Annotated in this window: 13 protein-coding genes; 4 read left to right on the top strand and 9 right to left on the bottom strand. The window is 67.8% G+C overall.

Going from position 1 to position 14,158, the window contains the following annotated elements; translation table 11 throughout:
- On the bottom strand, positions 1–327 hold the full coding sequence (gene fdxA, locus ACX80F_RS01265) for a ferredoxin (RefSeq protein ID WP_049829022.1): 327 nt from the start codon (positions 325–327) through the stop codon (positions 1–3).
- A gap of 134 nt (positions 328–461) precedes the next feature.
- On the opposite strand from fdxA, the gene ACX80F_RS01260 reads away from it, so the two are divergent.
- Positions 462–698 (top strand): putative acetyltransferase, encoded by a 237-nt coding sequence (locus ACX80F_RS01260; protein ID WP_459334569.1) that lies wholly within the window; start codon positions 462–464, stop codon positions 696–698.
- 26 nt (positions 699–724) lie between these two features.
- On the opposite strand, the gene ACX80F_RS01255 is transcribed toward ACX80F_RS01260, so the two are convergent.
- Positions 725–1,027 carry a hypothetical protein gene (locus ACX80F_RS01255; RefSeq protein WP_459334568.1) on the bottom strand — a complete coding sequence of 101 codons (303 nt, stop codon included), beginning with the start codon at positions 1,025–1,027 and terminating at the stop codon, positions 725–727.
- Positions 1,028–1,189: 162 nt separating this feature from the next.
- Here ACX80F_RS01255 and ACX80F_RS01250 point away from each other — a divergent pair, with 162 nt between their 5' ends.
- Positions 1,190–1,684: an ArsR/SmtB family transcription factor gene (locus ACX80F_RS01250; protein WP_459334567.1), complete on the top strand. Its 495-nt coding sequence runs from the start codon at positions 1,190–1,192 to the stop codon at positions 1,682–1,684.
- Between the two features lie 55 nt (positions 1,685–1,739).
- Here ACX80F_RS01250 and ACX80F_RS01245 read toward each other — a convergent pair whose 3' ends face one another.
- The 4 genes from ACX80F_RS01245 to ACX80F_RS01230 form a co-directional block, all read right to left on the bottom strand.
- A complete protein-coding gene (locus ACX80F_RS01245) occupies positions 1,740–2,012 on the bottom strand; it encodes a hypothetical protein (protein WP_459334566.1) in 273 nt (90 codons plus the stop codon).
- A 22-nt stretch (positions 2,013–2,034) separates the two neighbouring features.
- Complete coding sequence (typA, locus tag ACX80F_RS01240; protein ID WP_459334565.1) at positions 2,035–3,951, bottom strand: translational GTPase TypA; 1,917 nt, start codon at positions 3,949–3,951, stop codon at positions 2,035–2,037.
- Positions 3,952–4,169: 218 nt separating this feature from the next.
- Positions 4,170–5,939: a BCCT family transporter gene (locus ACX80F_RS01235; protein ID WP_459334564.1), complete on the bottom strand. Its 1,770-nt coding sequence runs from the start codon at positions 5,937–5,939 to the stop codon at positions 4,170–4,172.
- 333 nt (positions 5,940–6,272) lie between these two features.
- Positions 6,273–8,108, bottom strand: a complete 1,836-nt coding sequence (locus tag ACX80F_RS01230; protein ID WP_459334563.1) for an ABC transporter ATP-binding protein — start codon at positions 8,106–8,108, stop codon at positions 6,273–6,275.
- A gap of 89 nt (positions 8,109–8,197) precedes the next feature.
- Between ACX80F_RS01230 and ACX80F_RS01225 the strand changes: the two genes are divergently transcribed.
- Positions 8,198–8,821, top strand: coding sequence for a PH domain-containing protein (locus ACX80F_RS01225; RefSeq protein WP_459334562.1), 624 nt, complete (start codon positions 8,198–8,200; stop codon positions 8,819–8,821).
- 8 nt (positions 8,822–8,829) lie between these two features.
- Here the strand turns inward: ACX80F_RS01225 and ACX80F_RS01220 are convergent, their stop codons facing one another.
- The 3 genes from ACX80F_RS01220 to ACX80F_RS01210 form a co-directional block, all read right to left on the bottom strand.
- On the bottom strand, positions 8,830–9,861 hold the full coding sequence (locus ACX80F_RS01220) for an ABC transporter permease (protein ID WP_459334561.1): 1,032 nt from the start codon (positions 9,859–9,861) through the stop codon (positions 8,830–8,832).
- Positions 9,858–11,399 carry an ABC transporter permease gene (locus tag ACX80F_RS01215; protein ID WP_459334560.1) on the bottom strand — a complete coding sequence of 514 codons (1,542 nt, stop codon included), beginning with the start codon at positions 11,397–11,399 and terminating at the stop codon, positions 9,858–9,860. The genes ACX80F_RS01220 and ACX80F_RS01215 overlap by 4 nt, the downstream gene beginning before the upstream one ends.
- A 147-nt stretch (positions 11,400–11,546) precedes the next feature.
- Positions 11,547–13,310, bottom strand: a complete 1,764-nt coding sequence (locus ACX80F_RS01210) for an ABC transporter family substrate-binding protein (RefSeq protein WP_459334559.1) — start codon at positions 13,308–13,310, stop codon at positions 11,547–11,549.
- A 496-nt stretch (positions 13,311–13,806) separates the two neighbouring features.
- Between ACX80F_RS01210 and ACX80F_RS01205 the strand changes: the two genes are divergently transcribed.
- Positions 13,807–14,121 carry a hypothetical protein gene (locus tag ACX80F_RS01205; RefSeq protein ID WP_104120156.1) on the top strand — a complete coding sequence of 105 codons (315 nt, stop codon included), beginning with the start codon at positions 13,807–13,809 and terminating at the stop codon, positions 14,119–14,121.
- Positions 14,122–14,158: the final 37 nt, after the last annotated feature.

Here is a 14,158-nt window from a genome sequence, read left to right as displayed (position 1 = left end):
CTACGCGGGCTGGTTCTGGGGCGGCAGCGCCGCGATGATGGGGTGGTCGAAGCCCGTGTTGCCGACCTTCGCCGCGCCGCCGGGCGAGCCGAGATCGTCGAAGAACTCGACGTTGGCCTTGTAGTACTCGGCCCACTGCTCCGGGGTGTCGTCCTCGTAGTAGATGGCCTCGACCGGGCACACGGGTTCGCAGGCGCCGCAGTCCACGCACTCATCGGGGTGGATGTAGAGCGATCGCTCGCCCTCATAGATGCAGTCGACGGGGCACTCTTCGATACAGGCCTTGTCCTTGACATCCACGCATGGCTGCGCGATTACGTAGGTCACTTCCCACGCCTTTCCTGGTGACTGGTCGGGCGAACGTACCCGTGGTGCGGATTCCAGCTTAACGCAACGGTCCGCCCCGGCAGGACCAGTCCGTGCGATCCGCGCAGTCCGCCCCCGACGCCTACCCTAGAGGCGTGCAGACACCCGCGGATCTCCTGGCCTCGCTCCCTCTCGCCACGAGGGTCGTGGTCCGACGTCGGGTGGACGCCGGCTTCACGGATTCGCTCGGAGAGCTCGTCGCCTTCGACGCGACCTCATGCACGGTGCGCACCCGCAGGGGCGACGACGTCGTGCTCCTCGTCGATGTCACCGCGGCCCGGGCGGTGCCGCCGCCACCTCCACGCCGCGCGCCACGCCGGGCAGTGCCGTGAGGCGAGCGGGCGTCCCTCCGATCCCGTCAGTCCCCGCGGTCCCGGGTGGCAAGGCCAGGAGCCGCTGAGGCCAGGGCCTCGGCGTGGCGCATCACCAGGGCCGCGCCCACCAGGGCGGCTGAGAACGGGAGAAGCATCGAGGGGACGGTCGACACCAGCAGTGTCACGAGCGTCGAGCCCGTCGACGCGCCCTGCACGGTCATGGTGCCGAGGTTGGCGATGATCACCGGGCCCAGCAGCAGGAGCGCCACCGCGAGCGCCCCGAGGACGATCCCCCATCGCAGAGCGATCTCCCACGTCCTCACACCGGCCACACTGTTTCCCGCCATATCGTCCCCCTCGATCGTTTCCTGATCCGCTCCGACCACCAAAGCATCGATCGGCGGCGGTGACAATGCCCTGCGGTGCCCGACACCGTCGTCCTCGGCGCCCCGTCACCTCAGTGATTGGGACCTGCCAATCCGAGCGGTGATCTCCCGTACAATCGGCGCATGGACTCAGACGAGGATCTCCAGGCCCGGGGCCGCGCGCTCAGCTCTCCCGTCCGGCTCCGCATCCTGCGGCTGTGCCTGCACAAGGCCAGGACCAACAAGGAGATCGCGGAAGCCCTGGCGCTCAACCCGGCCACGACGCTCCACCACGTCCGGACCCTGCTCGCCACCGGGTTCCTCGCCGCCGAGGCCCCCCGCACCGGCAACCGGGGCGCGAAGGAGATCCCGTACCGCGCCACCGGACTGTCGTGGAACACCCGGGTCCCGCATTCCGCGCCGGTCCTCGTGGAGACGTTCCTGCAGGAGATCGAGGGTCTGGAGCCGACGGAGATCGACGTCTGGCGGGTCGGGATCCGGCTCAACGACGGACACCGTGCCGAGATGATGGGGCGTATCCGGGCGGTCATCGAGGACTACGCGGGCCGCGCCCCCGACGAGGACGGCACAGCGACCTCCATCATGCTGGCCCACCACCTCGACCGGACGGCCGACTGACGCAGGCCCACGGCCGGGGCATCGCCGTCGGCCGCCAGGACCCGGCGCAGGAACCCTAGGGGCTGCGCCGCAGCACGACGACGCCGCCGACCACCGCTGCGAGCGTCACGACGAGGACGCCGAAGAGCCAGAGGTTCCCCGCAAGCGCGGTCCCCGCGGCTACCGTCGACGATCCGGTGAGGACGAGCGTCTTCTCCGACCTCGAGAGCATCGCGACGATGCCGTACGCGATCGCGGCAGGGGTCCGGGGGCCCGCAGGGAAAGGCGCCGGGAACGACGGACGCCGGTCCTTCCCGGCAGGGAAAGAACCGGCGTCGTCATGGGCCATGGTGCTGGCGGTCCGTCGGGTACTAGGCCCGGGCGCGCGAACGCGAGGCACGCATGCGCTCGTTGGCGTCGAGGATGACCTTGCGGATACGGATGGTCTCCGGGGTGACCTCGACGCACTCGTCCTCACGGGCGAACTCGAGGGACTCCTCGAGGGTGAGGTTGCGCGGCGGGGTCAGGTTCTCGAAGGTGTCGGAGGACGCCGCACGCATGTTGGTGAGCTTCTTCTCCTTCGTGATGTTGACGTCCATGTCATCGGCGCGGGAGTTCTCGCCGACGATCATGCCCTCGTACACCTCGGAGGTGGGCTGCACGAAGAAGGAACCGCGTTCCTGCAGGTTGATCATCGCGAACGGGGTGACGACGCCGGAACGGTCGGCGATCATCGAGCCGTTCGTGCGGTATTCGATGTCACCGGCCCACGGCTCGTAGCCCTCGGAGATCGACGCGGCGATGCCGGCGCCGCGCGTGTCGGTCAGGAAGCGGGTGCGGAAGCCGATCAGGCCGCGCGCGGGGACGATGAACTCCATGCGGACCCAGCCGGTGCCGTGGTTGGCCATGTTGGTCATGCGGCCCTTGCGGGCGGCCATGAGCTGCGTGACCCCGCCGAGGTACTCCTCGGGGACGTCGATGGTCATGTGCTCCATCGGCTCGTGGATCTTGCCGTCGACGGTCTTCGTGACCACCTGCGGCTTGCCGACGGTGAGCTCGAAGCCCTCGCGGCGCATCTGCTCCACCAGGATGGCGAGCGCCAGCTCGCCGCGGCCCTGGACCTCCCACGCGTCGGGGCGGGCCGTGGGCAGGACGCGGAGCGAGACGTTGCCGATGAGCTCCTTGTCGAGGCGGTCCTTGACCTGGCGTGCGGTGACCTTGGCGCCCTTGACCTTGCCGGCGAGCGGCGAGGTGTTGATGCCGATCGTGACCGAGATCGCGGGGTCGTCGACGGTGATCAGCGGCAGGGGCTGGGGGTTGTCGACGTCGGTGAGCGTCTCGCCGATGGTGATGCCCTCGATACCGGCGACGGCGACGATCTCGCCGGGTCCGGCGGAGTCGGTGGGCACGCGGTCCAGCGCCTTGGTGGCGAGGAGCTCGGTGATCTTGACGGTCTTGAGCTCACCGTTCTGGCGGGCCCATGCGACCTGCTGGCCCTTGCGCAGGGTGCCGTTGAAGATGCGCAGCAGCGCGAGGCGGCCGAGGAACGGCGAGGCGTCGAGGTTCGTGACGTGGGCCTGCAGGACGCCGTCGGGGTTGTAGCGGGGCGCGGGGATGTGCTCGATGATCGTCTGGAACAGGGGCTCCAGGTTGTCGTTGGCCGGCGCCGAGCCGTTGGCCGGCTGCTCGATGGAGGCGGCGCCGACACGGGCCGCGGCGTACACGACGGGCACGTTCAGGATCAGGTCGAGGTCGAGGTCGGGGACCTCGTCGGCGAGGTCGGACGCGAGGCCGAGGAGGAGGTCCATCGACTCGCTGACGACCTCCTCGATGCGGGAGTCGGGGCGGTCGGTCTTGTTGACCAGCAGGATCACGGGGAGCTTGGCCGCGAGGGCCTTGCGGAGCACGAAGCGGGTCTGGGGCAGCGGGCCCTCGGACGCGTCGACGAGGAGGACGACGCCGTCGACCATGGACAGGCCGCGCTCCACCTCGCCGCCGAAGTCGGCGTGACCCGGCGTGTCGATGACGTTGATGGTGATCGTCTCGCCGTTGGCGGAGGGGCCGTCGTAGAACACCGTGGTGTTCTTCGCGAGGATGGTGATGCCCTTCTCGCGCTCGAGGTCGCCGGAGTCCATGACGCGGTCGGCGACGTCGCCGTGCGCAGCGAACGAGTTGGTCTGCTTCAGCATGGCGTCGACCAGGGTGGTCTTTCCGTGGTCAACGTGGGCCACGATGGCTACGTTGCGGAGGTCGCTGCGAACAGCGGTGTTGCCTGTGGTTTCAGACATGCGTTATTACTCAATTCGGTATCTACTGCGGGGAAATTGTGGCGGCTGCAGTGCACGCCCTCTTACCAGTCTAGGCGCTGGGCAAAAACAGACCTAATGCACCGTGCCGACCGGTGTCCGTGGGCACTGCATGCACGACGACGGCGGCGGCCCTCCCCGAGGGGAGGACCGCCGCCGTCGTGTGAGGAGCGGGAGCGTGCCGGTTACGGCCGGTCGGCCTACGGGATGCGCGGACCGGCGGTGTCGCGGACACTCCGGCCGGTGTCCTCCGACGGGGTCTCCGACGCGTGGTCGGCGAGGTGCTCCTGCACCTGCCGCTCCACCTGATCGGACATCGACTCGTTGACCTGATCGGTCACGCGGTCGGCCATGGCCGTCGCGGCCAGCTTCCGCTGGGTTGCCTGCCACGCCCGGTGCTCCCCGTGGAACGCCTTCGCCGTGGCCACGCACATGGCGAGCATGACGAAGCTGAACGGGAGCGCCGTGAGGATCGCGGCCGTCTGGATGGAGCTCAGCCCGGTGTCGCCCACAAGGAGCAGGGCGATGGCGACGAGCGCTGCCAGCAGCGCCCAGAACACGCGGATCCAGTTCTTCGGGTTGGGATCGCCGCCCGTGGAGATCATGCTCATCACGAGGGCACCCGAGTCGGCGGACGTGATGAAGAAGATGGCGATCAGGAGGATGGCGCCGATGAGCAGCGCGGGCCCGCCGGGCAGTCCACCCAGCAGTCCGAAGAGGGCGTTCTCGGTGTCCACCGAACCGTCGTCCGCGATCAAACCGCCCTGGCCGAAGATCTCGCGGTAGATGGCGGAGCCGCCGAGCACGGAGAACCACAGGAAGCCCAGGGTGGTGGGGACGAGCAGCACACCGGCCACGAACTCGCGGACCGTGCGTCCCTTCGAGATCCGGGCGATGAAGATCCCGACGAAGGGAGCCCAGGACATCCACCAGCCCCAGTAGAACGTGGTCCAGCCCGCCTGCCAGGCCTCACCCTCGGCACCCGAGAACGCCAGCGTGTTGAAGGTCAGGCCGACGACGTTCTGGAGGTAGTGCCCGATGGACTGGACGAACTCGCGCAGCAGGAAGAGCGTGGGACCCGCGAAGAGCACCACGAGCAGCAGGAGCCCGGCGAGGACGAGGTTGATGTTCGAAAGCCATTTCATGCCCTTGCCCACGCCGGAGATCACGGACACGATGGTCAGCGCGGTGATGCAGAGGATCAGCCCCACCTGCGTGGCCTCGGTGGCGGCGAGGACGTTCGCGCTGTCCAGCCCCGAAGAGATCTGGAGCACGCCGAGTCCCAGCGAGGTGGCGACGCCGAACAGCGTGCCCACGAGCGCGACGACGTCGATGGCGTGGCCCCAGGCGCCCTTGACGCGGTCGCCGAGCAGGGGTTCCAGGGTCCAGCGGATGGAGATCGGGCGGCCGCGCCGGTGCACGGCGTAGGCGATCGAGAGGCCGACGACGACGTAGATGCTCCAGGCGTGCAGACCCCAGTGGAGGAAGGTCTGGGTGATGGCCTGCTGCCCGATCTGCACATCGGTGCCGGTGACGCCGGGGCGGGGGCTGGCGAAGTGGTTGAGCGGTTCGGCCACGCCCCAGAACACCAGGCCGATGCCCATGCCCGCGGCGAAGAGCAGGGCGAACCAGGACATCGTGGAGAACTCGGGCTTGTCGTCGTCCTTGCCGAGGCGGATGTCGCCGTAGCGGCTGAAGCCCACCCACAGCGAGAAGGCCACGAAGAAGGCCACGATGGCCACGTAGTACCAGCCGAAGCCGCCGATCACGTTCTCCTGGATGCCCGCGAAGAGTGTGGCCGCGGTGTCCGGGGAAACGAGGACGAACGCGACGAAAAGCACGATCAGGGCCGCGGCCGGGATGAACACCGGCAGGGCCAATCGCGCTCTTTGTCCCGTGCTCGTTCCGCCTGCCGGCTTGTCCCGCGAGGGTGGACTGGCCACAGCCTCTTCCGGGGGTTTGATACTCATGGATCGTCTCCTTCGGTGGTGCGACGTGACGCGACGCGGTGGCGCGGTGTCACAGGGCAACTACCAAGCCTACCGAGGATCGCTGCGCCAAGAGGCGGAAGACAGGAGACCGGAACCGGCTCCGACGTCGTACACTGCGTCGTCGTCACCGGTGAGGATCGACATGAGGACGGGGATCCGGAGCGGTCGACTCCCCGCGGCGACGCGGGCGCGGATCGTGAGCGCATCGTTACCCTGGTGACCGGTCTCACCGATCCGTCCCATGGACGACGGGCCTCCCCGCACACGCAGGAGCCCGCCCTGCGGGGGCAGGGCGGGCTCCTGGGCTGATGGTCAGTCCGTGGTCGCCAGCAGTCTGGCGCGGAGTTCTCGGCGTTCCCGCTGCTTCTCGGGATCGGGCAGCGGGACCGCTGCCAGGAGCCGTTGCGTGTACGGGTCCTGGGGGTCGCGCAGGATCTGGTCGCGGGACCCCTGCTCCACGATCCGGCCGCGCTGCATCACGCAGATGTAGTCCGCGAGCACGTCGACGACCGCCAGGTCGTGGGTGACGAACAGGCAGGCGAAGCCGAGCTCGCGCTGCAGGTTCTGGAACAGGTCCAGGACCTTGGCCTGCACGGAGACGTCGAGGGCGGACGTGGGCTCGTCCGCGACCATCAGCTTCGGCTTGAGGGACAGCGCACGGGCGATGCCCACCCGCTGCTTCTGTCCGCCCGAGAGCTCGTGCGGATACCGGTTGCGGTAGGAGCGCGGCAGCTCCACCTGGTCGAGGAGCGCCTCGATGCGCTTCTGCAACTCGCTGCCCTTCGCCTCGCCGGCGAGGTACATCGGCTCGCCGATGCTCTCACCGATGGGGAGCCGGGGGTTCAGCGATGACGACGGGTCCTGGAACACCATGCCCACGTGGCGGCGGACCGCAGCGAGCTCCTTGGAACTGGGTCGGAATCCCGACACATCCGTGCCGACGACCTTCAGCGACCCGGCGGCGACGGGCAGCAGCCCGACGGCGGCCCGGCCGATCGTCGTCTTCCCCGAGCCCGACTCCCCGACGAGGCCGATGACCTGCCCGGGGTACACCGTCAGGTTTGCACCCTCGACGGCTCGGAACGCGGGGACCCGGCCCTGCTTCGGGTACTCGATGGCGACATCGATCAGTTCGAGGACGGGGGCCCCGTTCGCCCCTCGCCCGGCCTCGAGCGTGGCGTCGGCGAGCCGCGCGCGGACGTCCTGCTCGCGCCGCACGAGTTCGTCGTGGTCGACCGTCTGCAGTTCCGTGTGGGTCGCCGCCGCGAGTGACGCGGTGATGTCGACGTCGTCGTTGCCGTCCCGCTGGCCGAGGTGGGGTACGGCGGCGAGGAGCGCCCTCGTGTACTCGTGCTGCGGGTTCCTGAAGATCTGCTCCGCCGTGCCGGTCTCCACGATGCGGCCCTGGCGCATCACGGCGATGCGGTCCGCGAGGTCCGCGACCACGCCCATGTCGTGGGTGATGAGGACGATCGCGCTGTTGAGCTGGCCCTTCAGGTTGCGCATGAGGTCGAGGATCTCCGCCTGGACCGTCACGTCGAGCGCCGTGGTGGGCTCGTCGGCGATGAGGAGCTTGGGATCGCAGGACAGCGACTGGGCGATCATGGCGCGCTGGCGCTGGCCCCCGGAGAGCTGGTGGGGGTAGGACCGGAACGCCTTGTCCGGATCCGGGAGTTCGACCATCTGCAGCAGGCGCAGCGCGCGCTGCTTCGCCTCGTCGGGCGAGATCTCGTTGTGCAGGCGCAGCGTCTCGACGATCTGGAAGCCGACCGTGTAGACGGGGTTCAGGGCCGTCATGGGTTCCTGGAAGATGACGGCGACGTCGTTGCCGCGGATCTGGCGCATCCTGGCCGGGGACATCGTCAGGACGGACTTGCCGTTGAGCAGCACCTCGCCCGTGACGCGGCTGTTCGAGGGCAGCAGGCCGAGCAGCGACATCGAGCTCGCGCTCTTGCCGGAGCCGGACTCCCCCACGATGGCGAGCACCTCGCCGGCCCGCACCTCGTAGTTGAGGTCGATGGCCGCGGGGACCCACTTCTTGTCGACCCCGAAGTCCACGCTGAGGTTACGGACCTCGAGCACGGGCCCCTCGGGGGACGGCAGGTCCGCTCCGGTGTCTCCGGTGCCGCCGATGACCTGGGTACTCATGAGGGGTCCTCCTTCGTGATGGAGGGGCCGCAGGATCGCGGGCCCTCCTGGATTGCCGCGAGCGGCGATCGTGCTGGAATCATGGAGCCATGAAGAGCTCGAGGGTGGCCGGGACCACCGTGTTCAGGCCGCGCACCAGTGTCTGGTTCACGGGGGTGGGCGTGCTGGTGGCGCTCGGCGGCCTGGCGGCCGTCGTCGCCCAGCAGGGCCCGGCCGGCCTGCTGGCCGGCTGGCCGCTGATCGGCGTCGCCTATGCGGGCTGGTGGCTGTTCTGGTATCCGGCGGTGGTGTTCACCGAGGACGCCGTCACGCTGCGCAATCCGCTGGCGACCATCCGGATCCCGTGGTCCGCACTGATCGACGTCGACACGAAGTACGCCCTGAAGCTCGTCACCCCGTCGGGCGCCCACACCGCGTGGGCGGCGCCGGCTCCCGGGGTGTGGGGCACCCATGCGGGCAAACCCGAGCACGTCAGGAACCTGCCCTCGACGAGTTACGGACCCGGCGGCTCCGTCCGGCCCGGCGACATGAAGAACACCGACTCGGGGTACGCCGCCTACGAGGTGCGCACCCGCTGGCAGGCGCTCGTGGAGAGCGGCGGGATCGACGTCGACCATCCGGCCAGCGTGCATCGCCGGTGGAACTGGTCCTGCATCGCCGGCGCGGTGCTGCTGGCTGCTGCCGCCGCCGTTTCGCTCGATCTGGGATCCTAGGCTGCTGTTCACGCGGCTGCAGGCTTCCCTGATTCCTTGGCACGGCTCGCCCTGAACTTCTTCTGCCGCGGGTCGAAGGCGTCACGCAGCCCGTCCCCGATGAAGTTGATGCACAGGCAGATCAGCACGATGAACAGGCCGGGGAACCAGAACAGCCACGGCCGCGTCTGGAACGCCTCCTGGTTCTGGCTGATGATGAGGCCCAGGGACACGTCCGGCGCCTTCACGCCGAAGCCGATGTAGCTCAGTGCGGTCTCGAGCAGGATGGCCGAGGACATCAGCAGGGTCGTGTTCACGATGATGACGCCCACGGCGTTCGGCAGGATGTGCTTGAAGATGATCCGGGTGTTCGAGGCCCCGGCGATCTTCGCGGCGTCGACGAACTCGCGCTCGCGCAGTGTCAGGAACTCACCGCGGACGAGCCGCGCCAGGCCGGTCCAGAGCACGAGCCCGAGGAAGAGCCCGAGGAGCCAGATCTGCGCGCCCGCTCCGACGAAGCGGTTGACGGCCTCGCCGAGGGTCGCTGCGGCGAGGACCACGGGAATGATGATGATGATGTCGGTGAAACGCATCAGGACGGCTTCGGGCCACCCGCGGAAGTACCCGGAGCACGCACCGATGATGACCCCGACCAGACCGGCGAGGGTCCCGATGATGAACATGATGATGATCGAGTTCTGCGTGCCGCGCATGGTCATGGCGAAGTAGTCGCGGCCGATCGAGTCCTGGCCGAACGGGTGTTCCCCCCAGCTGAAGGGACCGGTGACGGTCGGCGCTCCCCCGTTGAGCAGGGGGAGGAATTCGGTGTGGTTGTACTTCCACCAGCCGGGGATACCGGCGAACCCGACGGAGGTGAACGCGAGGACGAACACGACGGCGAAGACGATGAGGCTGACGATCGCCGCGGTGTTGTCGAAGAACTTCTTCCGGACGATCTGGCCCTGCGACAGGCCCTTCGCCTCGCGTTCGCCCGGCCGGCCCGGTCCGGTGACGGTGGCCGACTCCGTGTTGGGGAAGTCGGAGGGGGTCTGGATGCTCATGCTTTTACCCTTACGCGAGGATCGAGGACCGAGTACGCGATGTCGGCGACGAGGTTGAAGACCAACGCAAGGATCCCGGCCACCAGGAAGAAGCCCATGATGGGGTCGGGGTCCGTCCGCTGGAGGGCCTGGACGAAGAGCTGGCCCATGCCGGCGAACGCGAACACCTGTTCGGTGATGATGGCGCCGCCGATCAGCGCTCCGATGTCGAAGGCCACGAGGGTCGCGAGCGGGATCAGCGCGTTGCGGAACGCGTGCCGCATGACGACCGTCCGCTCGCTGAGGCCCTTGGCCCGGGCGGTCCGGATGTAGTCCATGTTCATGATCTCGAGCATCGACGCGCGCGAGTAGCGGCTGTAGCTGGCCAGTGACGCGAGGAGCAGCGCCAGGGTGGGGAGCAGCAGGTGCGTGAAGGTGTCGAGGCCGTTGGTCCAGAATGTCCCGTCCAGGCCGGGCGTCTCCGCACCGACCGTGGCGATCGGCCTGCCGCGGACGCGCGGGTTGCTCACGTAGGAGGGCCACGTGACCATGAAGCGGTCCACCACGATCAGGAAGCCCATGAGCAGGCCGGTCAGGGCTGCGGCGCGCATGCTCTGGCCGCGGTCGTACCCGCCCATGACGTAGCCGACGCCGAGACCGACGAGCACGGTGATGATCGCGAGGATGAGAATCATCCAGACGGTCGCGGCGTTGAGGATCGGGTTGACGACGTAGTAGGCGACGAGGCCCAGCGCCACCATGATCAGCGAGGAGAACAGGGCCTTGCGGTTGCGCAGGCCCGCCGTGAGCAGGACGATCCCGAAGGCGATGCCGACACCGGTGAGGAGGATGACGATCGGCCCCAGCCCGGGGTTGGCGAACCAGCCCACGAGGTCGAGGAGGAAGAGCAGGGCCGCGGCGACGACGGCGCCGATCACGAAGGCGATCCCCTTCCGCTTCCAGGACTTGCTGGCGAACAGCGCCCAGATGAGTCCGCTCGCTATCGCGACGACGGCGATGGTGGTGGGCGGTATGTCGGGTTCGTCCAGGAAGTTGTTGAAGCCGATGGCGCCGAATTCCTTGAGCAGGACGGCCAGCCAGAAGATGGGGAGGGAGAAGAACAGGAAGGACATGAACGTGACGCCGTAGTCGAGTCCGCTGTACTGGCGCAGTGCCGTGATGATGCCGAGTGAGATCCCGATGATGATCGCGAGGATCGTGGCGGTGGTGACGAGCGTGATGGTATTGCCCATCGCCCGGCTGAGCGAGGTGGTGACGGCCTCGCCCTGGATGCTGGTTCCGAGATCGCAGGTGGCGGCGAAGGGGACGATGCACTTCGCGGCCCCGGCGAGCCAGCCGAAGTACCGCAGCGGCGCGGGCGTGTTCAGGTCGAGGAGCTCGGTCCGCGCCTGGATGAGCGCGTCCCGGTTCGGGGCATTGCTCGCACGCAGATCCTCGAGCGGGTCACCGGACAGGGCGGTGAGTTGGTACACGACGAACGATGCGCCGAACAGGATGAGGACGGCAGTCACCAGACGCCGAACGATGTAGGTCACCATAGGTCTTTGGCCTCAAGATTGGATCGGGGAAGGGGTTCCCGTGTTTACGCGAATTCTAGTGGAGTGGCACAGCAGAAGGCGCCGGGACGGGCGAGTTCCCCGTCCCAGCGCCTTCCTCCTACCGTCGAGCGGGTTCCGGCTACGGAACTACTGGACTACCTGCCAGTCCCAGAAGTTCCACCAGACGCCCGTCTGGTTCGGCATGTACTCGATGCCGGTGACGTTGTCGCTGTAGGCGTCGACCCCGGGCACCTGGAAGAGCGGCAGTCCGTACTTCGCGTCCCAGATGAGCTTGTCGATCTCGATCTGGATCCTGTCCTGCTCCTCCGGATCCGTGGTCACGATGAGCTCCTCCATCAGCGCGTCCGCCTCAGGGCTCGAGAACCCGTTGAAGTTGGAGCCGTTGCCGGACTTGAAGATCTGCGGCACGCCGGACACGCCGACGCCCGAGTTGATCCAGCCGAAGATCGTGGCGTCGTAGGTCCCGTTGCCGAGCGCGGCTCCCCAGTCCGAGGATCCGAGGCCGCCGTCGACGACATTGAAGCCTGCCTGGGCTGCGGACTCGGCGATCAGGGTGTAGGAGTTCAGGCGGTTCGGGTTGTCGCGGTTGTACATGATGCGGACCTCGGGCGTGGCTCCCGCGAGGAGTTCCTTCGCGCCCTCGATGTCGACCTCTGCGTAGGCTTCCGAACCGTTGTTGGCGGCGGACTCCTCGTAGGGTGCCTGGTCGGTGAGGAACAGCTGCGAATCGAGCGGCTCCGCGTCGGGGTTGATCTTCTTGACGATCGTGTCCACGAGCTGCTGGCGCGGCACCGTCTTCATGAACGCCTCGCGGACCTTCTCGTCCGCGAACACACCGCTGAAGTTGAGGTCGAGGTGGTCGTAGGAGAGCTGGTTGCCCTGCTCCACCGTGACGCCCTCGAGGCCCTCGAGCTGCTCGACCGTGTCGGCCGACGCCTGCGGGGCGATGATGTCCACCTCGCCGTTCTGCAGGGCCTGCACCTGGGCGGGTGCCTCACCGATGTAGCGGACGGTGATCTCGTCGACCTTCGGCATGGGGCCCCAGTCGTAGTCCTCGTTGCGGGTCAGCGTCATCGACTGGTCCGGCGTGATGGCCGAGGCGATGAACGGACCGTTGGAGAGGAAGAGCGACGGATCGGTGGGCAGCGACTTGGTGTCGAAGCCCGTGTTCCAGAAGTCGGCCAGTGCCTGGATCTCGGGACGCTCGACGGGCTTCTCGGGGTCTCCGGCGGGCGTGGTGTTGATGAGCTCGATCAGCGCATCCTCGTCAGCCAGGCCGGCCTTCTCGGCGAGGACGTGGGCGGGCGTGTCGATGCCGCCCTCGCTCATCAGGCCGAAGGCCACCTCGTAGTCCGCGAAGGGCTCGGAGTAGTTCAGGGTGATGGAGCGGCCGTCCTCACCGATCTCCGGGAGTTCGGTGAGCCCGAGGCCGCTGGTGTCGCCCGCGTAGTCGAAGTACGTGGCGCCCGAGACGACCTCACCGGCGTCGTCGGTCTTGGCGTCGTTGAAGTAGCCCGACTCGATGGCCCATGCCATCAGCAGGTCTCCGCCGTCGACCGGTTCGCCATCGGACCAGTTGACACCTTCGTTGACCGTGTACTTGACGCTCAGGGGATCCTCGGAGAGGACCTCCATGGTGCCGAAGTCCTCGTTCTTCACAACCTCGAGGTCGTTGTTGATGTAGACGAAGCCGGAGTGGGTCGCGTAGGCGATCTTTCCGTTGATGTCCACATTGCCTTCGGAGGTGCTCGAGTTGAACGAGCTGAAGGCATTGACTTCGACGACGCGGATGTTTCCGCCGGTTGCTTCGCCCTCGGTGCCTTCGTCGGTGGACTCGGTCCCCGTGTTGGCAGCGCAGGCGCTCAATGCGAGCGCTGCGACAGCAGCCACTCCCACAGCTTTGGAAGTACGTCCGAAACGCATTCCGCCTCCTCTTTCATAGTGTGGTGCGGCTTCAGGCGGTGTTGCATGACAGCCGGCACGTCACCCGCAGGGGGTGACGCTACTCACGTGAGCAAAAGCCTAAGTGCACATTGTTACCGACAGGTATCCGGAGAGGGCCCCGTTAGGTGTTGTTACCGAGCTGCAACCAAAGCTTCACAGGTAGTCTCCAGCAGTTCTCCAGCAACACGTGACCTTCGAGTGGGTGTGTCGCGGGAGGCTCGTGCCGCCGGACCTGGGGCCGCCGCGGCGGGTGCGCAGACCCGTGGGGGCGTTCGCCCGGCTCTGCACCGATGCCCCGGGTCTGGGGGCCGTTCGCGGGTCGGTGCTTGATAACGGGTTCTCCGCAGTGCTTTGCTAGATCGACGACCGCAGGACCGATGCCCGGCGGGCGCGGCCCGGGCGGACCCCCGGGAATCGGCATGCGGTACGGACGAGGAGCGCCATGGCCTGGCTGTTCGTGGACAAGCACGCGGCGGTCTGGGACGACGACGCGAACGTCCAGGCGGCGATCGGAGCGCTTAAGGCACGCCTCGACGAGCACGCCGAGGTCCACCTGTCCATCCAGAGCAAGGGCCTGAAGGGGCCGGTGTTCGTCATCACCCGCGACACCGTGCTCAGCTCCCCCGAACTCAACAACCGGTTCAACGCCGACCTGTTCGCCGAACTCACGACGCCGACGGCGCGCAACAGCCCGACGATCCACTGGTTCTCCGACGGGCGCGGGTTCGTGTCGGAGACCAACAGCCGGATGTGGTGACGGCGCCGCACGGAGCCCGTCGAGGACGCACGTGTGG

This window comes from Arthrobacter sp. TMS2-4, from assembly GCF_054511075.1.
This window is presented reverse-complemented; position numbering and strand designations above follow the sequence as displayed.